This is a genomic window from Dethiosulfatarculus sandiegensis (genome assembly GCF_000931935.2).
GTDB classification, from domain to species: domain Bacteria; phylum Desulfobacterota; class Desulfarculia; order Desulfarculales; family Desulfarculaceae; genus Dethiosulfatarculus; species Dethiosulfatarculus sandiegensis.
In genome coordinates, this window is sequence record NZ_AZAC01000029.1 from 24991 (window position 1) to 49524 (window position 24534).

A 24534-nucleotide genomic window follows, 5' to 3' on the forward strand; every position below is an offset into this window, starting at 1 on the left:
TGCCTACCTGGTTCCTGGTATTTTTTCGCTCCCTTGCTAAAATTAATCTATCTGCAAAAAAACTGCCCCGCGGGGGACGCCTGCCCTTCTTGCCCCCCGGCGATCCGAACGGAGTCAGTCATGTTCACCAATTGGTTGACCAGGCTGGAGAAGGTGTCCCTGGCCCATAGCAGATGGGAGCAAGAAGCCATATACGGCTTGCGCTACAAGGTCTATGTGGAGGAGCTTGCCAAGAAAAACCCCAGCAATGTGGACCACGAACGGCAGTGGATAAAAGATCCGGGAGACAGTGAACCGGGCACGGTTTTGCTTTATTCCGGCTCCATGCCCAACCTTTCCGGCACCTTGCGGCTCACCACCTGGCAACCCGGCCAAATCCCGGAAGAGGTGGTGGAGCGTTATTCCCTGGAACTTTTCCCTGATTATGAGAACTTGACTATCTGTGAGGCCGCCCGGCTGGTGGTGCGGTCAAACTTCAGGGGAAAGCTTATTCTGCCGTCTCTGGCCAGGGCCTGTTACGAAACAGTGTGCCGCAAGCAGAATGTGCACCTGGCTTTTCTTTACTGCGCTCCCGGCCTGGTGCGGGTTTACCGCCGCCTGGGGTTCAGGCCCTATTCCGGCAGGCTGGTCTCAACCAAAGACGGCATCAGGGTGCCCCTTTTGATGATACCCTCTGATCTGCGCTATTTTCGGGAAGTCAATTCCCCGCTCAGCTGCCTGGCCAAAGAGATATTCGGCCAGGGAGGCAGGGGACACCTCAATATAAAACCCTATCTGCATCTTTTGCAGGCAGATGCCGCTCAGTACCAGCTCGACGCTGAATATGTGTGGACCCGCCTGGAGACTGATTTTCTGCAAAGGAAACATACAGGTTCCACCTTTTTACAGGACCTGGCCCCGGCCGACCTTAAGCTTCTTTCCAGCAAAGGCTTTATTCTGGAGGTGACCGCGGGGGAGACTGTGACCAGGGAGGAGCTGGTGGAAAAGGAAGTTTTTTTGATTCTGGAGGGATCTTTCGAGGCCATGGTGGGGCATAGAAGGCTGGCTATTTTGAACAAGGGAGATGTCTTTGGTGAAGAGGCTTTTTTTCTGGAGTCGGGCCGCAGGACCTCCACCATACGCTCCCTTACGCCGGGTAGGGTTATTGTGCTGCGCCGCAGATTTATCCAGGAAATAGGAAAAACCAATCCCGCTCTGGAGGCCTGCATCCTCTTTAACCTGGGGAGGGTCATGGCCATGCGCCTGTCCGAGATGATTTCGAGTATTGATCCCCAGACCGACACCTGCGGGGCCTCAAGCCTGATGAAGACGGGTTGAAAAAACGCTTGAGTCTTTGAACAGGAGGATCTTTCCTTAAATTTTGTCCTGCCCCGCATTACAGATGGTCTCTTATTGATTAAGGGGTTTTGACATGTCCACGCCAAGGGGCTCCTTGAGTTTGAGGAATTCAATAACCGTACAGATGAGCTTAAGCGCCTGGAGTCCCAGGCCAGGGCCGGGCTTGAGATTGAACGCGCCTATTGGCGCAGGTTGGGCCTCAAACCGGGGCTGGATGTATTGGATTTGGCCTGCGGAACCGGGATTATAAGCTGTGAGCTGGCGAGGTTTGTGGCCCCTGGCCGGGTGGTGGGCTTGGATGGCTGCCAGGCCTTTATCCAAAGGGCTGGAGACCGGGAAGAGGCTTTGAACCTTGCTAATCTTTCTTTCAGGTGCGGTGATATCTATGAGCCGGATTTGCCGGCTGATTCCTTTGATTTTGTCTATGCCCGTTTTGTTTTCCAGCATCTCGAAAAATCGGTCAGGGCCTTGAGGAGCATAAAGCGTTTACTAAAGCCCGGAGGCCTGGTCTGCGTGGTGGATGTGGATGATGACTGGCTGGGGCTTTATCCGCCTTTGTCTGAATTTTTATCCTTTACCAGCGCGGCTCGAAAAGGGCAGAAAGAAAACGGCGGCGACCGTAATGTGGGCCAGAAGCTGGTGGGCTATATGCATGAGGCCGGATTACGGGAGGTTCGGGCGGATATTCAGGTGATCACCAGTTTTGATCTGGGTTTGAAAAAATTTTTGCAGTTAACCACGCTGTTTAAACGCGAGCAGATTTCCAGGCAACGAAAAGAGCGCACAAAAGAGGAGTTGGCCCGTTTGAGGGTCTGCGCTGAAGATGGATCTGCCTGGGGAGCGGCAGGGATTTTTGTGGTTACAGGCCGCAAAGATGATTGACTATGGAATAAATGCAAGTAAAATAGTAGGTTATATATTCCGATTATGAAGCATAAAACAGCTCTGGAAAAGGGGATTATTTTTGAAAAGCGATCTTAGCTGTACAGAGATGAGCCCTGATCCGGGGCGCAACAATGAGGTGTGTTGAGGACCCCGCGCCACAGCCTGGACGGCTGTCCCCATAGACAAACAATCCTTTGTCACCCACACAATCATAACTCCTGTTGGGCAAGTGCCGCTGGTGGCGACAGACTTAAGCCTCAAGGACCGGCTTTACGGATGCCTGGTCCGTTGGGGGATAAACCGCATGAACTACCCGGTGCGTCCGGGGTTGTATGGGGTTAATCAACCCGGCCAGGACTCACCTGTCCTGGTCACCTGTAATTACAAACTCACCTTTGACTGTCTTCGCCGTTGTTTGGGCAAGGTCAACGCCTGGATTCTGGCCCTGGACACCAAGGGAATCAATGTCTGGTGCGCGGCAGGCAAAAAGACCATGTCCACGGACAACCTGGTCAAGAGCCTGGCAAAGGAAAAAATTTTAAACCTGGTGAATCACAGGCAACTGATCCTGCCCCAGTTGGCAGGGCCAGGGGTGGCCGCCCACCTGGTGAAAAAGGCCGCCGGTTTCAGGGTCATCTACGGGCCGGTCGCGGCCCGTCATATCCCGGAATTTTTGGCCAACGGTTTCTCGGCTGATCAGAAGATGCGGGAAAAAGGGTTCGGGCTTTATGAAAGGGCGGTGCTCACCCCCATGGAGTTGCTGCCCGGCCTGCGCCTGGGCCTTCCCCTGGCCGCTGTGGTCGGGATTTTGACCGCCTTGCTCTGGCCCGGAGCTTTTTTAAAAAATTTGGAGTCGGTCGGCGCACTGACCGGTCTTTACATCTTGTGGAGTTTGTTTCAGGGGACTGTGTTGGGCCCCTTGCTCCTGCCCTGGTTGCCCGGCCGGGCCTTTGCCGCCAAGGGCTGGTTTTTGGGCTTGCCCGGATGGTGGGCCTATTGCCTGGCTTTTATGCGGCCGCAAGGGTTTGACTGGCTGTTGTTATGGCCTTTTTTGCCTTTGGGAGCTTCTTTGGTCTCCTTTAGCTTGATGAATTTCACCGGCGCTTCCACTTTTACCTCCATGACCGGTGTGGAAAAAGAGATCAAGGCCCATGTTCCCCGGCAGGCACTGGCCCTTGGCCTGGGACTGGCCGCCTGGCTCTTAATGCCTTATTTGGGTTGAGGTTAGAAAAGTGTCCCGATCACCGCTTTATATTAAAAATGTAAGCACTCTTCTGCTTTTTTCCGACCTTTGCATTGGTTGCGGAACCTGTCTCAGCGTCTGCCCGCATCAGGTTTTGAAACTGGTCAAGGGCAAGGTGGCGCTCAAATGCCTGGATGCTTGCATGGAATGCGGGGCCTGCGCCTTGAATTGTCCGGCAAAAGCCATTACAGTGAACTCCGGGGTGGGGTGCGCAAGCTCCATTATCCTGACCGCCCTGGGGCTTGGCTCCCAAAAGGTTTGCTGCTGAAAGCAACGCCTGTCTTCTTTTACCTCCAGTACATGGCTGTTTCCAATCGTGACAAGAATATGTTAAAAATAACATATCAAGTTCATGAACGACTTCCTCTGCCTTAATGTTTCGTATAATCAGACTGTTGTGACCTGAAACGGAGTGAAGATGAAACGCCTTGCCCTGGCTTTGTTTTTGACGACGACCTTTACCTGCATGCTGTCTTTCTCTGCCTTTGCCGCTGGCAGCTTCTATGTCATAGGTCTGGGCCCGGCCGGGCCGGAATTCCTTTCCAGACAGGCGGCCGGTTTAATCCAAAAAGTGGACGCCGTTATTGTGGGAGAGAATCTGGGACCCAGGTTCAGGAACTTTTTGGCCGGGAAAAAGGTTTTGTTTAATCCTTATGATTATCATCGCCGCAACTTCGCCGCCCTGCATCCGGAATGGCCGGATGCCAAAATAAAAAAAGAGCTCGAATCTGCCCGGGCCCAAAAGGCCGGGCTTGTGCTTAACATGCTGAAACAAGGCCATGATGTGGCCTATCTTGCCGCCGGAGACCCGAACATCTTCGGCAGCTGGCGGCACTGGATAAAAGGATTCATACCCGAGGACAGGGTAAAGGTGATCCCGGGTATCAGCTCTTTTAACTCTGCCGCGGCAGCCCTGAAAAGAAACCTGATCTGCAACAGCTCCGTGGTCCTGGCCACACCTGATATGGTAAATGAAAATGAACCCCTGGTCGCGGCTCTGGCCAGGGGCGGCGACACCATGGCCCTTTTCATGGCCTTAAAAAAACCTTCCGCATACATTTCCAAACTGGCCAGGCATTACGGCCCTTCCACCCCGCTTACTGTGGTTTACTACGCCGGGTATCCCCACAAGGAAAAAGTCATAAAGACCACCTTGGCAAAGGCGGTTTCCGTTATCACAGCCGAGCCTGAAAAATATATGGGAATCGTCTTTGTCGGCCCCTGCCTGGCGGCTTATTGATTTGATACAGGAGTTATCCCGGCTCAATAATTTGGGTGGCCAGAAAATCCCATTCCGAATTTTCTGGGGAATCACCCAACTTTATAAAGATCAATTCCCGCAACTGTTGCTGCAAGGCAGGGAGCATATCTTCTGGTACAGAGCCGCAGCCGTCTGTGAGAATAAAGGCATGGGTCAGCTTGTTTTTCAGGATGTGCTCGGCCACTGCCTTGTAACTGGTGCCGCCGCTGCCAATATAAAACCTTCCGCACAGGTGCTTTTGCATCTCCACCACCAGGCGGCTGAAGTTATATACCGTGTAGTCAACACCGGAGAGCGCCTTTAGCAAACAGGGCAGATAACCGATGTACTCCAGCATGGAGTCGGAGACATCAAAATATACGGCATAGTGCTTTTTTGATACATCCTCCACCTGGTGTTGCCAGAATATCGGCTGGGCTCCCATGCTTAGACTGAAGGCATCGGGACGGCTGATTCTGTGCGGCATATAGGCAAACGGCATCTGTTTGTCCCTGTGGTTGGCCTGCACCAAAAGGCCTTCCGCGGCCTTCATAAAACCTTCCATTACCTTAGCCTCAAGCATGACCTGGGCGTTTAAGTCCAGGTTGTTGTTGTCGCTGGTTTGGGTTATCAAAGAAGCGTCCCATTCCCTGGTTTTGGGAATGATTCTTTGGGCTGATACGTAATAGGTGCCGCTGCCTGATTTGTGATAATGGCCCGTTTGTTCGGAAAACTCTGTTTCCTCCGGGTTAAGGTCATGCTGCAGGGCGTCATAATTGCTTTCACTTAGGGGCTGATAAAGGAATTCCCCGGAACCGCCTGTGTTGCCTTCCCGGCGGTCTCCGGTTTTTTGTTCTTCCTCGCCTCCAGCGGATTTGGAGTGGCTGTCGCCTTTTTCTATCTCCTGATCGCTGCCCGCGGGGTTGTCATTTTTGTTTTCCCGAGCGGTTTCAGGTTCGCCTTCTAGAGATGCTTTGCCTGTCTGTTTTTGGTTGAGATATTTCAGGAAAAAGGCATAGGCCGTCTGCACCCAGTATCTAAAAGAAAGGTCTTGCTTGGCTATTTGCATGCTCTTACTTGCATATTGGTAAATATTGCAGAGCATGGCGTATGTTTTCGCCTCTTCGGTTCCGGCGTAAAGATCAAAATCCGGTTTGTAAATATCAAAATACTTGGGATGCATCAGCCAGCGTTCCATGCCCGGCTTTTCTTCATTGAAATAACCGTAAAATCTTTCCGGCAGGTCTGTATCAACAGATCTGCGGACAATTCCGTTTATATAGGTGTCTTCCAAAAAGGCCTGTAAAGATATGTTTATGTTGTGTTGATAATATAAAATCCTGCTTATATCCACTTCATGCAGATAACGCAGGGCAATATGATGTCGTTCGCGCAGGACAATAAACGCCAGGTCATTGACGTTTTTAATGTGATCTATGAGAAAAGACCTGTTTATGGTGATTTTGTTTTGCTTTAAGTCGATATGGGAGGTTTTGTATTCGTGATTATCCGGTACAACTTCAGCATGATGTAAAAACATCCATATGTTATTCAGAGCCTTATTTTTAATGGGGCTGTTCCTGGTAAACCTGAAGAGGATTTCATCCAGACGCCGACCGGCTCGGGCTAATTCATTTTTCTTAGCCAGCTCCACCAAAAGGGAATCCACTTCAGGCCGCCGTTTTATTCGCTCTGTAAGGTAAGTTTTTACTGACCATGAACTGACTTAACGCCACCCAGGCCTCTTTAAGCCCCAAGGAGTCCAAATCTTTAAATAGAGGCTCAACCAAGACCTTGACCAGATAACTTTGCTGCTGCTTAGACCCAAAGGCGGCCAGGCCATCTTGAGTGTATTTTTCATAACTCACTGAGTTGAAACCGTTTTGCAGATTATAGCTCCAGATGTCTTCCAAATCCGGGCGCAGCCAAATCAATTCCAGCTCCTCACCGATTTTGGTCTCCAGTAACACAGTCAGCTTAGGCGAGACCAATAAACGCGTGGAATGAGGATTAAGCGGTTGACTTAACTTGCTTATGAGATTGTTTTTGGTTTCAAGATTGTCAGGTCCAATGCGCAGATAACAACCTTTCAATGTGTTTAGATTAGCGCCGACATCCAGGATGCAACTATTTTTTAACGGATCGCAATTCATTTGATTTATTTGCTTTCCTTTATGCCTTTATTGGGTTGCAATCCTGGCACAGGCGTATTGCGGTTCTTCAGATCTGTCAAAGCCGTATTCTTTGTAAATTCGTCCGATATGGTTATAGCTTTCCTGCAGCGAATCGGAAGTATTGAGTTTAAGCCTGATGATTTTATTGATGAGCTGGAATTGAACTTTGTCCTTGTGTTCTCCTGAATTACGGGAAGATTTTAGTGTCTCATATCCCTCGAGCAGCTCATCAAGGTCTTCCGTGGCCATAATGGTTTTTTGGGCGGCCTTTGCCCAGCTTACCTTGTCTTCATAGTCCAGGGCCAAAAGGCTTGGCAGGCTCTTTGCCATGGTGATTTCGTCTTTCAGTACAAATCCTTTAACCAGGCTGAAAACCACATTCTTGATGGCCGAGACATCCACACTGGCGGCCACTACATCGTTAACCTCCGGAATTGTGGCCAGGAGGATATCAGCCATTACCATGCTGTTTTCCAGGTCTTGGCCCAGGCCGACCCGGTGCAGCGCAACTGCCGCTTCCAGCATGGCCAGAGCGCTCTTGGCCTGGCGCATACTGTAGTTGACCTTCAGCTCCGCAAGTTTGCCGATTACCTTTAGTAAAATATGAACCAGGTCTTCTTTCTGCTCATGGGTTATTTGAAGTTTTAAGGATTTTTCGAATTGTAGACGAATTGATTCCTTGTCTTTTTCAGACAGGGTATTGCGGCCTGATTCAAAGAGAACCGCCATGTGATCGATCCTGGACATATCCTTGATATCCGGGATCTGCACGCAGACAAAACGGCTGGCCAGGGCCAGACCCATGTAAGAACTGTCGTAGATGCCGGGAGGATTCACCGCACTGAAGACAAACTCAAGGTTTGTGTCCATGCCCATCAGCCTTTTGGTGCGGATGATTTCGTGCAGCTTGCCCTGAACCAAGGGGTTGGCCCGGTTGATTTCATCAAAGATGGCAGCCTTGGCTCCCCAAATGGCAAAGGGAGTGTCCACAAATTCTATTTTGCCGTCTGATAAACTTTTGGGGTTGGGATAGCCAAATAAGTCATCAGGATTGAGAATCGGCACTTCATAGTTCCTGAAAGTGAAATCTCTTTTATTCCCCAGCAGAAGTTCACTTATTATTTCAGCCCCTTCTGTTTTGCAGCTACCGTGGCTGCCTATTAGCAGGGGCCTTTGGTCCGCAGCCAGGGCGGCTAATATAGTAGTTTCGATTTTTTCCCAGCCTATTATCCCAACTCGTTCTAACATTCAGGAATCCTTATATTTTAAAACAGCTACAGCTTTTGGACCCGTAACTCATTTTAATTTATCGTATAAAAATAAGAAATTCTAATTTTATTTGGAATAACTAAAATAGAATCATATACTCCAACCAGCCTGATGGCAACCCTTGATTTTGGCGGAACTCCGGACCTGCCGGTTCTCCTGATTGGTGATGTTTAGGCCCTGGGGTTATCTCATTTTAAATAATATAGTAAAATACTAGTATATTATTTTGACCCCCCCGGCCAGGAGCAGGCCATGGAAATAATGATCAATGGTTTTTGGGAGGAAGTTCGGCAAGGTATAACCCTTTACCAGGCTATAGAGCTGTTTGAACCCGGACATCCTGAATTGATTGTCGAGTTGAACGGGCGATTTGTGCATTTTCGGGAATATAAGGAGCGGGTGCTGTCCCCTGGGGACCGGTTGGAACTGATTCTGGCCGCTTTTGGGGGATGATAATGGATTCACGTTATGAAGTTCAGATGCGGCTTGAGGATTGGGGTGAGCAAGGTCAGCAAAGGCTGGCTGGAAAGGAGGCCGCGGTTGTTGGGGTGGGAGCTCTGGGTGGAACCGTGGCAGCTCTTCTGGTCAGGGCCGGTGTTGGCAAATTGCGCCTTATTGATCAAGACAGGCCAAACCTTGATAACCTGCACAGGCAGCTGCTTTACAACGAACCCCAGGTAAAGCAAGGCGTCAGCAAGGTCAAGGCTGCTGCCGATACCCTTTCACTGGCCAATTCCAATTGCAGGATTCAGGCTTTTGAGCAAATGCTCAGCAAAGAAAACTCAGCTCAACTTCTGAAAGGGGTTGATCTGGTAATCGACGGCCTGGACAACCCAGATGCCCGCAAGGTTTTAAACAGGTCCTGCCTTGAGTTGGTCATACCCTGGGTCCACGCCGGTGTGGCTGGATATCAAGGGCAATTGCTTGTGGTTCGGCCAGGCCTGTCCCCTTGCCTGGAGTGTTGGTTTCCCTTTGATCAGTTAAAGGCAAAGTATGGGCAAAAAGGCGGTGGAGGCATATTCGGGCCACTACCATCCTGCCTGGCAAGCATACAGGCTTCCGAGGCCTTGAAGTTCCTTCTGGGAGAAAAGGAAGCCTGCTTGACTGATCTGCTTTTGGTTGATCTCAGGGGGCCAACTTTCAAGCGTCTGCCCTACAGGTCCCGGAACGGGGTTGGCTGCCCGGTCTGCGGGTATAAAGATTTCCGTAGAGCGGGTTGATTGATTTTTGCAAGATTATGTTCATGGAGCCGTATTAAATTTTAAAGCACGATTTTATCTGATCATAAAAATTACCTTGCCCCCCAAGTGTTTTTTTCAAGGAATACCCCGCGCTGAGGTGCAAATTATCAGCAATGTTATAAAATACTATGTTAAAAATTTTTGTAATTACCTAAAATTATAGTTGTTATAAGGTTTATAGCTTGGTACGCAATTTTTATACCGTAAAGATGCTTATTACCGTTTACCTGGCTGCGGTTTTTTTGTCAGTGGGGAGTCTTGGCAGCTATTGGATATACCGTGAGTATTCTGATTTTAAGCTCCAATCCCGTGAACTTAAACAAATGTTACTGGCAGAGCACAAAAACCAGATAAAGGTAGAGGTGGAAAAGGCTGCCGGATTTGTCGAGTTCACCAAACGGCGCATGTATAAACGCCTGATGCGGGAACTTAGGTATAAGGTATATCTGGCTCACGGAGTGGCTGAGAGTATTTACCAGGAGCAAAAAGACCCCGCGCACTTGCAGGAAACCATGGCCCTGGTTAAGCGGATTTTGAGCAGGATTCGTTTTTGGAATGAGGATTGCTATTACTTTGCCGGGGACTCTTCGGGCAGGGTGGAGAGGTTTCTCCGTCCGGACAAAATAGTCCATGGAACCATTGACAATCTGTTCACTTCAAAGAGCCTGGAATACGTCAAGGAAATGACGACGTTGGCCCAAAATGGAAAAGAGGGCTATCATCAGTATGAGCTGATTGATCCGGGATCAGATGCCCCCCCGCGAACCAAATTATCCTTTTTAAAGAATTTCAAGCCGTTCAACTGGTATCTGGGAACCGGCGAATACCTGGACCAGGCAACCGAACGTATTCAGACAGAGGTGATCAAGGGCTTGGAGAAGGTCATTTTGCCCCCTGGCGGGTATCTTTTTTTGGGAGATTTCAAGGGCAAGACGCTTATGGGGAGTTTTGCGCCCGAAAATATGTGGACCTTTAAAACCCCTGAAAACAGCCAAGTGGTGGAGCGTCTCATACAGGTCGCACGGCAAGGCGGCGGCTTTGTGCAATATACTATGTTTTCCGAAGATAATCCGGGCCGTCCCAGACAGAAGATTAGCTATGTTTTGCCCATAAAAAATTGGGACTGGTTTGTGGGAACAGGTTTTTTTACAGATGAAATTGACCTCAAATTGGTCCACCGCCAGAAACGCCTTACAAAACAGATAAAGGCCAAGATAGCCAATATTTTGGTTTTTGTTTTTTTGGCCACCTTTTTTATCTACCTGTTTTGGCTTTTTGTTTCCAACAGGTTGTCAAAGGAACTGGCTGTATTCCAAAGTTTTTTTGCCCAGGCAGCCACTAAAAGAAAACCCATTGACCTTGAGAAGCTCAAAAGCCGGGAGTTCAAGGACCTGGCCTGTCTGGCAAATCAAATGCTTGCGCAAAGAAAAAAGGCCGAGGCGGAAAAGGCCAACATGGAAAGGCAACTTTCCCGGGCCAAAAAGATGGAGGCCATCGGCACTCTGGCCGGGGGCATAGCCCATGATTTCAATAATATATTGGGGGGGATAATGGGCTATGCGGAACTGGCTCAAAATAAACTTCCCAGGGCCGGTCACGGCACAGTGGAGCTTGGAAAAATTATAAGCGCTGCCGAACGGGCAGGAGTCCTGGTAAGGCGCATACTCACCTTCAGCCGCAAGCATAACACCCAATACGAACCACTGGACCTTAATCAGGTTATCAGGCGGGCCATGGAGCTTTTGAGCTGCTCTTTGCCCAAGATGTTGCAAATAGAGTTGATTTTGGCAAAGGAACGGCCCTGCATCATGGGGGACGCCAATGAACTGGAACAGGTGATAATGAACCTGGCCTCCAATGCCAAAGATGCCATGCCCATGGGGGGGTGTCTTTCTATAATCACCAGCCTGGTTTCTATTCCCGGCAAGTTGCCGGATCAGGGGACAAGGAAGACCAAAACGCCTTTTGTGCGGCTTACCGTGTCGGATACTGGTTGTGGTATATCCAAAGACCACCTGGAACAGATTTACGATCCCTTTTTTACCACTAAAGGGGTCGGTAAAGGCACGGGATTGGGGCTCTCCACTGTAATGGGCATTATCGAAAACCATAATGGTTGGGTCGAGTGTAAGAGCGCCTTAAAAAGAGGAACGGAATTTACAATATATTTGCCCCGTTGTCCTGAGGAAATGCTTCTGCCCGCAAAAAAAAGCCTGGAGAGCGGGGGTGAGGTCCAAGCAGAAAAGGCAGGCTACATTTTGGTGGTGGATGATGAAAAAGCCTTAAGGGAAACCACGGGCCAACTGCTTAAGTATAAGGGTTATAGAGTTGCCACCGCAGGCAGCGGGGAAGAGGCATTGGAAGCCTTTGACCATTCAGAGATTCCCTTTGACCTGGTAATTCTGGATGTGAGCATGCCTGGGATGGGAGGCAACCGCTGCCTTACCGAACTAAGGGCCAGGGACCCTGAGTTAAAAGTTTTATTGATGAGTGGTTATGCCTTGCAGGGCAGCCTGGCGGAGCTTAAGAAAAAAGCAGCCGGATTTTTAGCCAAACCGGTGAGGGCGGCCCAGATACTGGAAGCCGTGCAGGAGGCTCTTTTAAGCAAAAACTAGTTGGTTTGAAGCCGGGTTCAATCATTTACGGCGTAAGGCGTAAACACTTTAGTTCTGTCTTCTTGGGGCAAGGGTAAATCAAGGCTTGAGAAGGCTTTGCCCGGATCGTCCAGGGTGTTTCTGGCCAGTTCACCCAATTCAAAAAAATAATCCAGGTCAAAGGAACAGAGTTTTTTTGTCAGGGCCTTTTTTTCAGGCTCAGGCCTGTCTTGCAGCCATTTGCTGAAAACCATCCCCTGGGGAAGGCGTAAAGAATCCATAAAGGTGATGGTGCAGGCCAGCTGATCCATGTTTTTGTGCAGTTTTTTCAGCTCATCCGGGGAAATCAGGTTTGTTTCCTTGAGAAGTTGATAGATCCTGGGCAAAAACGGTTGGGTGCGCACCTCCACAAAGGTGTTTCTCTTAAGCCAGTTAATCACCTCCAGGGAGTTTCCGCCTTTTTCCTTGAACTGGCTGGTCAGCGGCAGGTTCGGGTCTTTGATTATCGGGGCAGTCTTGCCTTTCTGATGTATCAAAACCAGGGCGGGCCTGAACAGCAGGCTGGATGCGGTGTCGCATTCTGCCTGGTCCGCCTGGCTGCCTGCCTGAAAAAGGGCCAGTTCCATGAGCCTGTTGAGGCAGTTGGCATAAATATATCCATCCTGGCCCAAACTCCGGGTTATCTGGCTGAGACGCATCTCAAAGGAGTGTGTATTAATAAGGCCAAGACCGGCGTCTTGATCCAAAATGTCATGTAGCTTAAGTGCTTGAGTATATTTGCCCTGCATCGCCGCCCGGTTTTCTTTGCATGGGTGAAACGGTAACAGATTGTCAATAAAGGGCAATTTACACCAAGGGTGCTGTTTATGTCAATCAAGACATATGTCACCTAAGGCATAAATGAACAAAACAGGTAAACATTCTTGAAATTACAGTGACAGGTAGGATAATTATATACGATCTTAATTTTTCCTTAGGTCTGCCCATTTTTTGGGCCGGGCCAGGGCCGTCTCACCTGTCCCGCTCTGGCCCGGAACATTTTTTGTTTTGATACAACCCAAAAAATGTGTCTTGTTTTTTTGTGCCTACTGGTCCATGGCCGGTTGCCCGGATGGCCTCTAAAGAAGCCTCCCGGGCAACCGGCCATGGATAGGGGCTTTATTCGGTTGCGGAATTTTAATCAGAAATTATTGTAATGTTCTTCCCTTTGGCCTTGGCCTGGTAAAGGGCTTGATCCGCCCTGCCGATCAAGGTGCGGTCATTATCATGGGGCTCAAGATTGGCAAGCCCTATGCTGATGGTGATTTGCCTTGCCTTTTTTCCGGAATCCGCCAGGTTGAACTCCAAAGATTCCAGGCTGGTTCTGATCCTTTCGCCCACAATCAGGGATTCGTCCTGGTCAGCGCCCTTTAACACAACTACAAATTCCTCACCGCCATAGCGGCCGGCCCAGTCTTTTCCTCTGATGTTGGTTGTAATCAAACCACCCAATTGGGCCAGAAGCCGGTCCCCGGCCTGGTGACCGAATTGGTCGTTAAAGGTTTTGAAATCATCAAGATCCATCATCAAAAGGCCCAGAGGCGCCTTTTTAAGCTTGGCTTCCTCGATATCCTCGGGAAGTTGTTTTTTCAAAAATCTGCGGTTTTTTAAACCGGTCAGGCTGTCAGTCAGGCTGATAGCCTCCAGTTGATCGTGTTTTTTCTGGAACACCTTGTTCTTTTTTTGGAGATAGCGGACTGTTTGGGAAAGGGCCAGTGACAAAAAGAGCGCATCCAAGGCCAAGCCGCAGTGAAGCGCGTAATAGCTGTAGGCGGAGTAGGCAAGTATGCCCCATTCCGTCAGAACAAATAAAGATCCGCCGATTCCCGAACTTAAAACAGCCGCTAAAAAAAGGCCTGAAATCCGAATTTTTTTGATCAGTCCCGTGATCCCCAGTCCCAATACAGCCAGGGTGCTCAGTAAAACCAGCATATCAAGGGGGTCATTTAACAGGGAAATCGGTAGCAAAAGGCAAGCTCCGGCTGCGGTCAGCCACAACAGGGCCAGTATGTTCAGGGAACGATTCCAGTTTTTTAAATAAGTTTTGGTCTGTAATAGTTCTTTGGCAAACATGATCGAGGTCAGGTGTAAAAAGGAGAGCCAGAGGCAGAGTTGATTATTGTTGAATAAAAAAAGGCTCCAGGCCGGGGCAAACTCCCTGGCCAGGCCGTCCATGCCCACCTGGAAAAGGCCGGTGAAAATCAGGGTGGCGATATACCAGAAGATGGCCTGTATGCGTAACGAAACAAGTAAAAAGAGATTAAACAGGATCAGGGCCAGCAAAAGGCCGTAAAAACCGCCGAGCAAAAGAGTTTCCTGCCTGGCTTTTTGAAAAAGTGAACGCTCCGTTTCCAGATGAAAGGGGATAACCACGGGATTTAGAGACTTTAACCGCATATAAAAAGTCGGAGGTTCGGCAAGGTTTTTGGGCAGTGGAAAAACCAGGGATTCAGTGAGATAAGACGTGTCCGGTTGATTTCGGAAAAATCCTCCCCTTATCACTTTAAACCCTCTGGAAATCGTTTCTGAGGGAATATAAAAATCCACCAGCGCCACCAAGGGGCAACCGAGTTTCAGAAAAAGTCTTTCACTCTTCTGTTTTGATTCTTGAGGTGCAAAAGGTGCTAGTCTGAACCTGACCCAATAGGCAGCCTTGGGGTCTTGTATAACCAGTGCCGTATTACCGGCGGGTTTAAACTCCCCACTCCAGGGGGGGCTGCTGACGTGAGAGATAGTAAGCTTTCTGGTGGGATCTTTTAGTATGGTCAGGGCCTGGTCCAGGCTATAGCTTTGCTCTGCCGCATTTAACTGCAAAACAATAGCCTTATCAAGGGCATAACCTGAGACCGGGCAAGCCGACACCAGAAAGAGGCAAAGCCATACTATATGTCCGGACCTGGATATTGAGTTCATGCGCCGGTCTGGTTTGGTTGTGGTATTGTCACAGCAGTATGCCTTGGCTTCTGGTTTGGCTGACCGTGGCTTTTAGCCCGGCATTTGGCTATGGCCCCTGAATATTCCCGTTAAACCGAAAACGGGTTTTATGGCCGCAGCCGGTTCGCCGGGGAAACCCCTATTTTGACTCTTCGGGATCAATTTTGATCTTGGTTGCCGTTTTGGGCGGTTCTTTTTTTTCTTCCACCAAGTCGTCCAATAGAGAGCGCACAGCCAAAAGGAATTCGTTTTCAGCCTTTTTTAGGTGATCAAAAAAAACCCGGTGTTCTTCTTTACATTTTTCAGCTTTTTCGGCCAGTCTGGCCAGGGGGCAGTTCACTTGACACGGGCCCTGATCCTTTTTGCTTTTATTGTCCTGATTCATTTTCTCCTCCAAACCTGATAACCAGTTCATCCCCGTCCGTGCGCGCTCCGACCGGTTCCAGGGCGGCAAAAGAACGGGGCAGAATGAGGTTGCGTTTGAAGTTGGCGGTTTTGATGATCAGTTCATCTCCGACTTTGGTAAGGTCCAGGTCCTTGCTTTCGGCGAAAGGGACATGGATCCTTAATACCAGGTGACCGTTTTCTTTTACGAATTTGGTTGGCTGCCTGCGGTAAAAAACTTCTGTGGGATTTTTTTTCGGATAAAGCGCCCGGCTTAGGCGGGTCAATTTTTCCATGCCCAGGATTTCGCCCTCCTGCCAGGGGCATTGGAAAATCGGAACCGGGCTGAAATAGTCTTCCGCTTTTTTGAGATATCCATCCTGTATAGCGCCCCATTCCCTGAATCTTTCATCCCGGCTGTCCTTGGGCAGGATGCGGTTTATGATCACGGCGTCAATGGCAAGCTGGTGCAGGCGGAAGAACATAAAAGCCCTTTGGGTTTCCCTTAGAACCATCTTTTCCGGATTGGTGACCAGGCGAACTGTGGTGTGTTCCATATCGGTCAATATTTTATCCGCACCTTTCAGCCTGCCGAAGAGCTTGTCCAGGGAATTGAAATAGGAATCCCTGGGCAGGGGGATATCCGATACTTTGTCCGCCACCGGCCTGACGATCTTCATGATGTTGCGCTGCAGGCTGAAAACCTTGTTCATGTACCATTCCAAGGTGGTCGGCAGGCTTACAAAACGTAAAGACTCAGCGGTGGGCGCACAGTCCAGGATAATCAGGTCATAGGTTTTTTGCTTTACATAGGTGTTGATATGTAAAAGCGCGCTGATTTCTTCCATGCCCGGCAGAACAGCCAGCTCTTCGGCCAAGATGTCGTTTATGCCTGAGGTGTTGAAGACCGAGGCCAGGTAGCGGTGCACCTCGCCCCAGTTGGATTCCAGTTCTTCGTGGATATCCAGCTCCTGGAGCCAGATGTTTTTGTCCAACTTAAGGGGCTTGCCCTTGTGGGCGGCTAAAAGGGAGATGTCAAGGTCAAAGGCGTCGCTTAAGCTGTGGGCAGGGTCCAAAGACATCAGAAGGGTTTTGCAGCCTGTTTGCGCCGCAGCCACGGCTGTGGCCGCGGCGATGGTGGTTTTGCCCACTCCCCCCTTGCCTGCGAACAGAATTATCCTCATCTGGTAACTCCCTTTTTTATCGCTATGATATAGGATAGTCTTAGCATACTCAAACTAAGGTTACGTTTTTTAATGACTTTGCGTAGGTTGGAAGTGTGAGGTTGGGGGATAAGGATATTTAACTTAAACCGGTTTTTGTCCTGTATCGTTACCCGGGCACCGGTTTATGAATTGAGAAATGATTCTGTTTTTCCCTTTTGTCGTATTAAGTGGCCATTTCTCAACACCCTGCCAGTCGCTAACTAAACCAGAACAAAAAGTAATAGTTATAGATTTCAAGTTAATGATTCCTTGATATTTATTCAGTGCGGGCATGTTTTTGTTGGTAAGCTGGCCCGTGTTTTTGACCGCTGATATTACCTTGGCAGCCATTTGGCAAAGCCGCATTTTTACCTAACGGTCTCTAAGAAAGTCCAGGAGGATTTTGTCCGCCGGTTATAGATCCGCCCGGTTTTCTAACCGGGCGGAATTCATGTCTAGTTGGCCTGCATACGTTCCGAAACAGCCTCGCCAAACTCGGAGCATTTCACCTCTTTGCCTCCTTCAAGCTGTCTGGCCAGATCATAGGTTACAACCTTGTCCTTGACTGCCCGCTCCACTCCCAGCCTGACCAAATCCGCGGCCTCTTGCCAACCCATATGCTCCAGCATAAAGGCTCCGGAGAGGATCATTGAGCCGGGATTTATCTTATCCAGGCCCGCGTATTTGGGCGCTGTGCCGTGGGTCGCCTCAAAAACAGCCACCTCGTCGCTGAAATTGCCACCCGGAGCCATGCCGAGCCCGCCTACCTGGGCGGCCAGGGCGTCTGAGAGATAGTCTCCGTTAAGGTTCGGGGTGGCCAGCACCTGATATTCCTGGGGCCTCAAGAGAATCTGCTGGAACATGGCGTCTGCTATGCGGTCTTTGATAACCAGCCTGGTTTCGTTGGCTTGGGCCTTGGATTCGGACACGGTATGAGCGCCGTATTCCTTGGCCGCCAGTTCATAACCCCAGTCCTTAAAGGCGCCTTCCGTGTATTTCATGATATTACCCTTGTGCACCAGGGTGAGGGATTTCAGTTTGTGCTTTAGCCCCCATTCAAGAGCGCGGCGGATAAGGCGAACCGAGCCTGGATGGCTCATGGGCTTTACGCCCAGAGCCGAGCCGTGCCGGATTTTTTGACCCATCTGTTTATTCAGAAAATCAATCACCTCTTCGGCCTGTTTGCTTTCAGCGGCCCATTCAATGCCTGCGTAGACATCTTCTGTGTTTTCCCGGAAAACGATCATGTCCACTTTGTGAGGTTCTTTTACAGGAGAGGGCATGCCTTCTATGTATTTAACCGGCCTGATGCAGGCGTAAAGATCCAGCTCCTTTCTGATCGCCACATTCAGGGAGCGGATGCCGCCTCCAATTGGTGTGGCCAAGGGGCCTTTAATCCCCACCCGGCAGCGTTTCAGTTCTTCCAGGGTTTCCTTGGGGAGCCATTCACCGGTTTTTGCGTGGGCCTTTTCCCCGGCCAACACCTCCAGCCAGTGAATTTTTCTCTGACCGTCATAGGCAAGCTCCACAGCCCGGTCAAACACGGGGCAAGAGGCCTGCCAGATATCCGGCCCCACACCGTCACCTTCAATAAAGGGGATTATCACCTGGTCCGGGGTGTTAAGGGTTTGACTGGCATGTTGTTCAATTCTCTCGGGCATGATCCCTTTCCTTTGTAAAAGATTAATCCCCCAGCAGTTCAGCCGGGACTTTTTTGGTCATCAGGTCAATATCTTCTTGTTTGATTCCTTTTTCCACGAGGCACTGGGCAAAGACCCTTAACACCTCATAGGGCTTTGATTTGCGGGGCTGTCCTGCGTCTGAACTGAGGATCAGGTTTTGAGCTCCTATGGCGGATATGGTCTCGAGGTAGTTATCCAAGGTGGCTAGGCCGGGTATGGGATAGAGGTTGCCTCCGCATAGTTCCAGCCTGGCCCCAAGGCTGGTGAGCTCTTTTTGCTGCTTAACCGAAAGCCTGGGTGGGGCAAAATAGGGGTGGGTGACCAAAAGTTTTTTAAAACCGGTGGTTCGCGCCAGGCGTGCCAGTTCGTAAATTTCGGCCGGGGTCAGGTGGGCGGTGCCTAAAATCACCCCTGATTCCCGGCAAAGTTCAAGGATTGTTTTTACCTCGGGCTTCAGTTTGTTGTCTTCCGTCAGCACAGAGATTCCCTTGTCTTTCGCGCCTTGGGAGCTTCCCTGGACCGGGAATTTGTCTTTGTGTGCCCTGGAGCTTAAGGTCGGCATCCAAATTTGTCTGGCCCCCAGTTTAATGGCTGTATCCACAGCCGCGGGGTTTAATCCCCCGCAAAAGGTATTCAAGACCAGGCCTCCATAAACCTGGATGCCTTCCACTGCTTGGGATGCGGTCGCGGCCCGGCCCACCGTGGATTCAAAATGGTTTTTCAGCATTATTCCGGCCAAAGGGGATTCCGCCCCGTCACGGGCCGTTTCAAGATCACCCTTGCTTCTCTGAATAAGAGAGGGATTTGTATGGATATGTAGGTCAAAGGCGCCTTCAAGGTTTACCAGAGGCATTATTGATAATCCTTTTTCTTATCTGATCTCAATGTGGTAGCTGAACTTGTCACCTCGGCCCAGGCTTTTGCGGAACTCCACCGGGCGATCCTGATAGGTATAGGCAATGCGTTCTATGGAGATAACAGCCTGTCCCGGCTCAATGGCAAGGTAACCGGCTGCCTCCTGGGTGGCTGTGAGCGGTTTTAAAAATTCCTCGGCCCAGATTATGGGGGTGTGGTATTTTCGGTCGTATATGGGATAAAGTAGTTTTTGGGAGATATCCAGTTCGTCGAAACCTTTGAAGATTTCTTCGGGCAGGTGGATATCCTCCAGCATTAGGGGGATGTCTTCCAAGATGCGCAGACGGCGGATCAAAATGGTTCTTTGGCCAGGTTCAAGCTTCAGGGCCTTGGCAACTTCCGGCATAGGATCAACCGTTCCGCTGGCTAATACCTTGGAATGGGGGAAGACACCTTCTTTTTTTGAACCAAAGCGGAAAAAACGGATAAAGCTTTTGTTAAAGTCGGGCTTGGCCACAAAGGTGCCCTTCCCTTGCCGCCTGGTCAGCAATCCCTGACTTACTAGCTCCCCCAGGGCCTTTTTAACGGTTCCGGAGGAGACCTTAAAGGCTTCGGCCAGTTCGTTTTCCGAAGGAATCATTTGCCCCTGCCGCCAGTGATTGTCTGCTATTTGCGCCTGGATCAGCTCTTTGAGCTGATAATAAAGGGGCACCGCGCTTTTAATATCCAGTTCTTGGCCTTGGAAAAAAATATCTGATTTTTCATGGTTTTTGCGTAGCATACTTGATTCCGTGTTCTGTTCGCGCAATTTGGCTTTATATCTTATTATCTACTTATATATATAAGTAGATAACTTGTCACCCAAATATTATATTTCCCCCACTTTTGGGTGTTTTTACTAAATACATTGGGATAAATGCAGGTTAGGTAAGAGAGTAAAACATCATTATCCACCAGGGCAAAGCGATTTACCGCTGAGAAGCAGTTTGTAGTTGAATTTCCGCTTGTTATATTGGTAAAGTCTGAAAAAACAAAAGGTTATTTAAAAGAAAGCACACCACTATCGCCCAGGCAAGGAGGTCTATGCACGGTATTTCCCTTAAGGGGCGTGCTACCAGATTAAACCCCCTTTCGCTTGCATTTTCCGGTGAAAATCAATGGCTGGAAGCCCGTTATCTCGATCAGCGGGCAGAGCAGTCCAAATTTTATATTCGCATCTCATTGATTCTGGGTATTTTTATTGTCTCGGCCTTTGGCATTCTTGATCAAATTAATAATCCGCAAAATTTAGACCTGCTTTGGCCGGTGCGCTTCGGGGTGATGGTCGGTTTTGGCCTGGGGGTGCTGATCTATTCATTTTACCCCGGTTTTACAAAGCATTACCAAATATGGGTGAACCTGGTCATTTTGGTCACCGGTATGGGCAGCCTTTATATGCATGGCCTGAACCATGAATTGACCGGTAAGCATACCTATGCCGGATTCATTATTATATTTCTCTGGGGATATGCCTTTATCAGGGCCAGGTTTATTTATGCCTCTGTAACCTGCGGGTCGATAGTTCTGGGTTATTATCTGGTTGCCAGATTTTATATGAGGCTCGATTCATTGACTTTGTTGAATAACTGCTTTTATCTGTTCGGCGCCGATTTAGCCGGCATGTTTATAGCCTATTTAATGGAATATTCCGAAAGGAAAAATTTTGTTTTACAAGAAAGGCTGCGACAAGACATAGCTGAAATAAAACGCATGGAACAGGCCTTGCGTCGTTCTGAAAAATTCATGCAACGGGCCTTGGACACGGTTGAGGATCCGTTTTATGTCAAGGACCAGAAACATCGCTGGTGGCTCTTAAACGATGCCGCCTGCCAAATGCTGGGCAGAACCAGAAAACAACTCCTGGGTAAGGATGACTACAGCATATTCCCGCCCGAACAGGTGGATGTCTTCTGGGCCCATGACAATGAGGTTTTGAAGAGCGGCCGGACCATACTAAAGGAAGTTCAGATAAATTGGGGTAAAGAGGGCAAGCCCCGCATAATCTCAACCAAGAAGTCCCTTTTTACGGACCCGGTCACCGGCGAGAAACTGGTGGTTGGGACTATCCGGGATATATCCCGCATCAAGGCGGCCGAAAGGGAGAACAGGCGTCTTGAGGCCCAGTTGCGGCAGTCCCAGAAAATGGAGGCCATAGGCACCTTGGCAGGGGGGATAGCCCATGATTTCAATAATATACTAGGGGCGATCGTTGGCTTTACCGATATTGCCAAAGACAAGATAGCCGGTCATGAAGATCCTTCTTTTGAACTTGATCATGTTCTCGGGGCTGCGGAAAAGGCCCGTAACCTCATACGTCAGATTCTACTTTTCAGCCGTAAGGCTTCCCTTGAGATGAAAAACGTGGACCTCAACCTGGAGGTCAGGCAGGCTATCGGGCTCCTGAAAAGAACTCTGCCAAAAAATATCAAGATAATCGAAGAGTTGAAGGCGGAGCCCGGATTGGTTCTCGGAGATTCCAATCAGTTGGCCCAGGTTGTCATGAATCTGGCCTCCAATGCGGCCGATGCTATGGTCGAAGGGGGGACGCTCACCATAAGCACCAACAGCCTTTCTTTAGACTCTACTTACGGGAAACCTCCCAATGAGTTGGAGCCGGGACCATATGTGGAACTTTGCCTTGAAGACAGTGGATGCGGCATTGAACCTTCGCTTTTGGCAAAGATTTTTGATCCCTTTTTTACCACCAAGCCGGTGGGCAAGGGCACCGGCCTGGGTTTATCAACGGTGTTTGGGATTGTCAAGTCCCATTCCGGGGTGATCACCTGCGAAAGCGCTAAAAGCAAGGGCTCGATATTCAAGGTTATTTTGCCTGCCTTGGATCACAGTAAATGGCTGGGCACAGATCTCTTCAGGTCCGAGGGTAAGGCCGCTTTCCAGGGTTATGAAACAGTACTTTTAGTTGATGATGATCCGGCCATAAGGCAAATGCTCCAAGGTATGCTTTTGCGCTCCGGTTACGAGGTGATGGCCGCCGCCACCGGGGAAGAGGCCCTGGAGCTGTTTGGCGAAGAAAGGGAAAAGGTTGAGCTGGTGATTCTGGACCTTGATATGCCGGGCATGGGCGGGGTGCGATGTCTTGAAAGCCTGAAAAAGCAGAAACCGGAGATCAAGGTGCTGATAGCCAGTGGGCATGCAGGCTCGTCCCTGGTTGATAAGGCCATGGCCCTGGGAGCCAGTTCTTTTATGGATAAGCCCTTTACCAAAGAGGAATTTTTAGTGGGAGTCAGAAAAGTCCTGGATGGGAAATAGGCTTTTGCTTTTTTGAAGCGCGTTTTTGCCAAGTTGCCTCTGGCAAAGTCCAGGAGGACTTTGTCAGCAAGCACAAAACCACCCGGAAAATCCGGGCGGTTTTGTGATATCAATCAAAAAACGGCTTATTCAGTAGTCAAGAGCCTGGCTGCCTGTTCCTTGGTTTCAAACAGGTTTACCGGCACCTTTTTGGCCTCCAGCGCGTCGCCCAGTTTCATGCGCATAAAAGCGTTTGTGGTGTAGCGGGTTACGCTGGCATAGAAGTTGTCAATGAGATACCTGGCCAATTGGGCGAATTCATCTACCAGGTCAGGCATGATAAAGAAGTTGTCGTAGTTGACAATAGCCTGAACCTTGTGGCCCACCGGTGAAAGCTTGTTGGTAAGCGCCTCTTTAAGGTCCTCGATCTGCTCGTTACTCTTGATGCTCATGAACTCCAGGTTCACAAAGAAGAAGTTGGTCGCGGGATCATAGGTGAGACGCTCCTTGTTGGGAATGGCAAAGAGTTCGTTGATAAGGCCCATGGAGTGGGCGGCAAAGAGCCTTTTATCCATGATTTTGATTTCCCTGGGGATCACCGGCTTGAAGTCCATGTGGGCCAGAATATCTTTTCCCAGGTCCAGTCCCGGTGCGATCTCGATCAATTCCGGGCCGTTCTTGCCCAGGCGGAAGACTGCGCGCTCAGTGACATAATAAACCGGTCGACCATTTTGGGCGGCCAGTTCACCGCTGAAGGTTATCTCTTCCACCTGGTCCACAAATTTGTGCACCTTGCCTTCCTGTTGGATCTTAAGGCCGTTTTCATCGATAGAGGCCTTGAATCCCCCGGCGGTCATGGTGCCGGTAAAGACCACTTTTCTGGCGTTTTGGCTGATATTTATAAAACCGCCTGCGCCGGTGAATTTAGGGCCAAAACGGCTGACATTGACGTTTCCCTTTTTATCCACCTGCGCCATGCCCAAAAAGGTCACATCCAGGCCGCCGCCATCGTAAAAATCAAACTGGTTGGCCATGGGCACGATAGCTTCGGTATTCGAGGCGGTGCCAAAGCGCAAGCTACTCGAAGGCAGGCCGCCGATGACTCCAGGCTCGGTGGTCAGGGTGACGTAGTCCAGGATTTTTTCTTCTGCCGCCACTGAGGCCACGGTCTCGGGGATTCCAATGCCCAGGTTCACCACTGAGTTGGGGGTGAGTTCAAAAGAGGCCCTGCGGCCGATGATTTTCTTGACGCTCAAATCCATGGCCTGGACCGAGGTTTGGGGCATCCTGATCTCACCGGTGAGTGCTGCGTCATAGGCATCAAGACCTGTGAGCCAATGGTTATCCGGCTCTGCCTTGACCACACAATCCACCAGAATACCGGGTATGCGCACATCCCTGGGGTTTAAGCTGCCCCTTTCGGCAATACGCTCCACCTGGCAAATCACGATTCCGCCCTGGTTGCGCACAGCCGTGGCCATGGCCAGGTGGTCCAAGTCAAATGCCTCTTTTTCCATGGTGATGTTGCCGTGGGAGTCGGCTGTGGTGCCCCTTATGACCGCCACATTGATGGTGAGAGGTTTAAAGCGCAGATACTCCTCCCCATCAATCTCCATCAGTTCCACAATGTCTTCGGTGGTGCTTTGGTTGAGCTTGCCGCCCGTTTGACGAGGGTCGACAAAAGTGCCGAGGCCGACCTTGGTGATAAGACCGGGCCTGCCCGCCGCTGTATCCCGTAAAAGGGCGGCGATGCAGCCCAAAGGCAGGTTGTAGCCCTGAACCTGGTTATCCCGGATCACCTCCTGCAGGCCAGGCACCATGCTGAAATGGCTGCCTATAACTTTTTTGAGAAGGCCTTTGTGGGTCAAACGGTCCAGGCCGCCGAAATGGCCTCCGGCCTGTCCGGCGCTGTATAGCAGGGTCAGGTCCTTGGGATGCCCTGTCTCCAGGAAACTTTTTTCCAGAGCCTTGGTCATCTCCTCAGGCAGGCCTGTCGCAACAAACCCGCCAAAGGCTACTGCGGCTCCATCTGGAATCAAACGCACCGCTTCAGCTGCGGTGGTAATCTTCTCCTTTTTCATTCCGGAACCCAAATTGGGCATTGAGGTTGATGTCATTCTTTTAAGTTCCTTTGTTTGGGAGGGATTTAATTGAAAATATTTC

General features: G+C 49.9%; 21 protein-coding genes. 9 read left to right on the top strand and 12 right to left on the bottom strand.

Features of this window, described 5'->3' with window-relative positions:
* Positions 1-120: 120 nt before the first annotated feature.
* The 5 genes from X474_RS16335 (at position 121) to X474_RS16355 (ending at position 4706) form a co-directional block, all read left to right on the top strand.
* Entirely contained in the window at positions 121-1317 is a 1197-nt protein-coding gene (locus X474_RS16335) for an N-acyl amino acid synthase FeeM domain-containing protein (RefSeq protein ID WP_044350422.1), read from the top strand.
* A 213-nt stretch (positions 1318-1530) separates the two neighbouring features.
* A complete protein-coding gene (locus tag X474_RS16340) occupies positions 1531-2220 on the top strand; it encodes a class I SAM-dependent methyltransferase (RefSeq protein ID WP_052515308.1) in 690 nt (229 codons plus the stop codon).
* Positions 2221-2329: 109 nt separating this feature from the next.
* Positions 2330-3445 (top strand): mercury methylation corrinoid protein HgcA, encoded by a 1116-nt coding sequence (hgcA, locus tag X474_RS16345; protein WP_252989019.1) that lies wholly within the window; start codon positions 2330-2332, stop codon positions 3443-3445.
* 10 nt (positions 3446-3455) lie between these two features.
* Positions 3456-3734 (top strand): mercury methylation ferredoxin HgcB, encoded by a 279-nt coding sequence (gene hgcB, locus X474_RS16350; RefSeq protein ID WP_044350425.1) that lies wholly within the window; start codon positions 3456-3458, stop codon positions 3732-3734.
* A gap of 150 nt (positions 3735-3884) precedes the next feature.
* A complete protein-coding gene (locus X474_RS16355; RefSeq protein WP_044350426.1) occupies positions 3885-4706 on the top strand; it encodes an SAM-dependent methyltransferase in 822 nt (273 codons plus the stop codon).
* Positions 4707-4719: 13 nt separating this feature from the next.
* Here the strand turns inward: X474_RS16355 and X474_RS16360 are convergent, their stop codons facing one another.
* Genes X474_RS16360 through X474_RS16370 form a run of 3 tightly spaced genes read right to left on the bottom strand, consistent with a single transcriptional unit; the run spans position 4720 to position 8128 of the window.
* Entirely contained in the window at positions 4720-6375 is a 1656-nt protein-coding gene (locus X474_RS16360; protein ID WP_044350427.1) for a hypothetical protein, read from the bottom strand.
* Between the two features lies 1 nt (position 6376).
* Positions 6377-6859, bottom strand: coding sequence for a hypothetical protein (locus X474_RS16365; RefSeq protein ID WP_044350428.1), 483 nt, complete (start codon positions 6857-6859; stop codon positions 6377-6379).
* 27 nt (positions 6860-6886) lie between these two features.
* Positions 6887-8128 carry an AAA family ATPase gene (locus X474_RS16370; protein ID WP_044350430.1) on the bottom strand — a complete coding sequence of 414 codons (1242 nt, stop codon included), beginning with the start codon at positions 8126-8128 and terminating at the stop codon, positions 6887-6889.
* A gap of 273 nt (positions 8129-8401) precedes the next feature.
* On the opposite strand from X474_RS16370, the gene thiS reads away from it, so the two are divergent.
* The 3 genes from thiS to X474_RS16385 all read left to right on the top strand — a co-directional run bounded on the left by thiS (position 8402) and on the right by X474_RS16385 (position 12005).
* The gene (gene thiS / locus X474_RS16375) at positions 8402-8602 is read left to right on the top strand and encodes a sulfur carrier protein ThiS (protein ID WP_044350432.1); all 201 of its coding nucleotides are present in this window, start codon (positions 8402-8404) and stop codon (positions 8600-8602) included.
* A 2-nt stretch (positions 8603-8604) separates the two neighbouring features.
* On the top strand, positions 8605-9369 hold the full coding sequence (locus X474_RS16380) for a HesA/MoeB/ThiF family protein (protein ID WP_052515310.1): 765 nt from the start codon (positions 8605-8607) through the stop codon (positions 9367-9369).
* Between the two features lie 230 nt (positions 9370-9599).
* A complete protein-coding gene (locus tag X474_RS16385) occupies positions 9600-12005 on the top strand; it encodes a cache domain-containing protein (protein ID WP_269433200.1) in 2406 nt (801 codons plus the stop codon).
* A gap of 17 nt (positions 12006-12022) precedes the next feature.
* On the opposite strand, the gene X474_RS16390 is transcribed toward X474_RS16385, so the two are convergent.
* The 8 genes from X474_RS16390 to X474_RS16420 form a co-directional block, all read right to left on the bottom strand.
* Positions 12023-12772 carry a hypothetical protein gene (locus X474_RS16390; RefSeq protein ID WP_044350434.1) on the bottom strand — a complete coding sequence of 250 codons (750 nt, stop codon included), beginning with the start codon at positions 12770-12772 and terminating at the stop codon, positions 12023-12025.
* A 388-nt stretch (positions 12773-13160) separates the two neighbouring features.
* Positions 13161-14936: a sensor domain-containing diguanylate cyclase gene (locus tag X474_RS16395; RefSeq protein ID WP_044350436.1), complete on the bottom strand. Its 1776-nt coding sequence runs from the start codon at positions 14934-14936 to the stop codon at positions 13161-13163.
* A gap of 160 nt (positions 14937-15096) precedes the next feature.
* On the bottom strand, positions 15097-15342 hold the full coding sequence (locus tag X474_RS16400; RefSeq protein WP_044350438.1) for a hypothetical protein: 246 nt from the start codon (positions 15340-15342) through the stop codon (positions 15097-15099).
* Positions 15326-16525 (bottom strand): ArsA family ATPase, encoded by a 1200-nt coding sequence (locus X474_RS16405; protein WP_044350440.1) that lies wholly within the window; start codon positions 16523-16525, stop codon positions 15326-15328. Before X474_RS16405 ends, X474_RS16400 begins: the two co-directional genes overlap by 17 nt.
* Positions 16526-16648: 123 nt before the next feature.
* The gene (locus X474_RS26235; protein WP_156360806.1) at positions 16649-16897 is read right to left on the bottom strand and encodes a hypothetical protein; all 249 of its coding nucleotides are present in this window, start codon (positions 16895-16897) and stop codon (positions 16649-16651) included.
* Between the two features lie 104 nt (positions 16898-17001).
* Positions 17002-18207, bottom strand: coding sequence for an NADP-dependent isocitrate dehydrogenase (gene icd, locus X474_RS16410; protein ID WP_044350442.1), 1206 nt, complete (start codon positions 18205-18207; stop codon positions 17002-17004).
* Positions 18208-18229: 22 nt separating this feature from the next.
* Positions 18230-19081 carry a DUF6282 family protein gene (locus X474_RS16415; protein ID WP_044350444.1) on the bottom strand — a complete coding sequence of 284 codons (852 nt, stop codon included), beginning with the start codon at positions 19079-19081 and terminating at the stop codon, positions 18230-18232.
* A gap of 18 nt (positions 19082-19099) precedes the next feature.
* A complete protein-coding gene (locus tag X474_RS16420) occupies positions 19100-19864 on the bottom strand; it encodes a GntR family transcriptional regulator (RefSeq protein ID WP_052515312.1) in 765 nt (254 codons plus the stop codon).
* 302 nt (positions 19865-20166) lie between these two features.
* Here X474_RS16420 and X474_RS16425 point away from each other — a divergent pair, with 302 nt between their 5' ends.
* A complete protein-coding gene (locus tag X474_RS16425; RefSeq protein WP_052515313.1) occupies positions 20167-22392 on the top strand; it encodes a hybrid sensor histidine kinase/response regulator in 2226 nt (741 codons plus the stop codon).
* 125 nt (positions 22393-22517) lie between these two features.
* On the opposite strand, the gene X474_RS16430 is transcribed toward X474_RS16425, so the two are convergent.
* The gene (locus X474_RS16430; protein WP_044350445.1) at positions 22518-24488 is read right to left on the bottom strand and encodes an acyl CoA:acetate/3-ketoacid CoA transferase; all 1971 of its coding nucleotides are present in this window, start codon (positions 24486-24488) and stop codon (positions 22518-22520) included.
* Between the last annotated feature and the right edge of the window lie 46 nt (positions 24489-24534).

Bases quoted from the DNA above. Each gene is read 5' to 3' on its own strand.
- thiS (WP_044350432.1), top strand. From the start codon at position 8,402: ATGGAAATAATGATCAATGGTTTTTGGGAGGAAGTTCGGCAAGGTATA.
- X474_RS16430 (WP_044350445.1), bottom strand. From the start codon at position 24,488: ATGACATCAACCTCAATGCCCAATTTGGGTTCCGGAATGAAAAAGGAG.
- X474_RS16425 (WP_052515313.1), top strand. From the start codon at position 20,167: ATGCACGGTATTTCCCTTAAGGGGCGTGCTACCAGATTAAACCCCCTT.
- X474_RS16370 (WP_044350430.1), bottom strand. From the start codon at position 8,128: ATGTTAGAACGAGTTGGGATAATAGGCTGGGAAAAAATCGAAACTACT.
- X474_RS16355 (WP_044350426.1), top strand. From the start codon at position 3,885: ATGAAACGCCTTGCCCTGGCTTTGTTTTTGACGACGACCTTTACCTGC.
- X474_RS16385 (WP_269433200.1), top strand. From the start codon at position 9,600: ATGCTTATTACCGTTTACCTGGCTGCGGTTTTTTTGTCAGTGGGGAGT.
- X474_RS16400 (WP_044350438.1), bottom strand. From the start codon at position 15,342: ATGAATCAGGACAATAAAAGCAAAAAGGATCAGGGCCCGTGTCAAGTG.
- X474_RS16390 (WP_044350434.1), bottom strand. From the start codon at position 12,772: ATGCAGGGCAAATATACTCAAGCACTTAAGCTACATGACATTTTGGAT.
- icd (WP_044350442.1), bottom strand. From the start codon at position 18,207: ATGCCCGAGAGAATTGAACAACATGCCAGTCAAACCCTTAACACCCCG.
- X474_RS16415 (WP_044350444.1), bottom strand. From the start codon at position 19,081: ATGCCTCTGGTAAACCTTGAAGGCGCCTTTGACCTACATATCCATACA.
- X474_RS16395 (WP_044350436.1), bottom strand. From the start codon at position 14,936: ATGAACTCAATATCCAGGTCCGGACATATAGTATGGCTTTGCCTCTTT.
- X474_RS26235 (WP_156360806.1), bottom strand. From the start codon at position 16,897: ATGGCTGCCAAGGTAATATCAGCGGTCAAAAACACGGGCCAGCTTACC.
- X474_RS16420 (WP_052515312.1), bottom strand. From the start codon at position 19,864: ATGCTACGCAAAAACCATGAAAAATCAGATATTTTTTTCCAAGGCCAA.
- X474_RS16335 (WP_044350422.1), top strand. From the start codon at position 121: ATGTTCACCAATTGGTTGACCAGGCTGGAGAAGGTGTCCCTGGCCCAT.
- X474_RS16405 (WP_044350440.1), bottom strand. From the start codon at position 16,525: ATGAGGATAATTCTGTTCGCAGGCAAGGGGGGAGTGGGCAAAACCACC.
- X474_RS16380 (WP_052515310.1), top strand. From the start codon at position 8,605: ATGGATTCACGTTATGAAGTTCAGATGCGGCTTGAGGATTGGGGTGAG.
- X474_RS16365 (WP_044350428.1), bottom strand. From the start codon at position 6,859: ATGAATTGCGATCCGTTAAAAAATAGTTGCATCCTGGATGTCGGCGCT.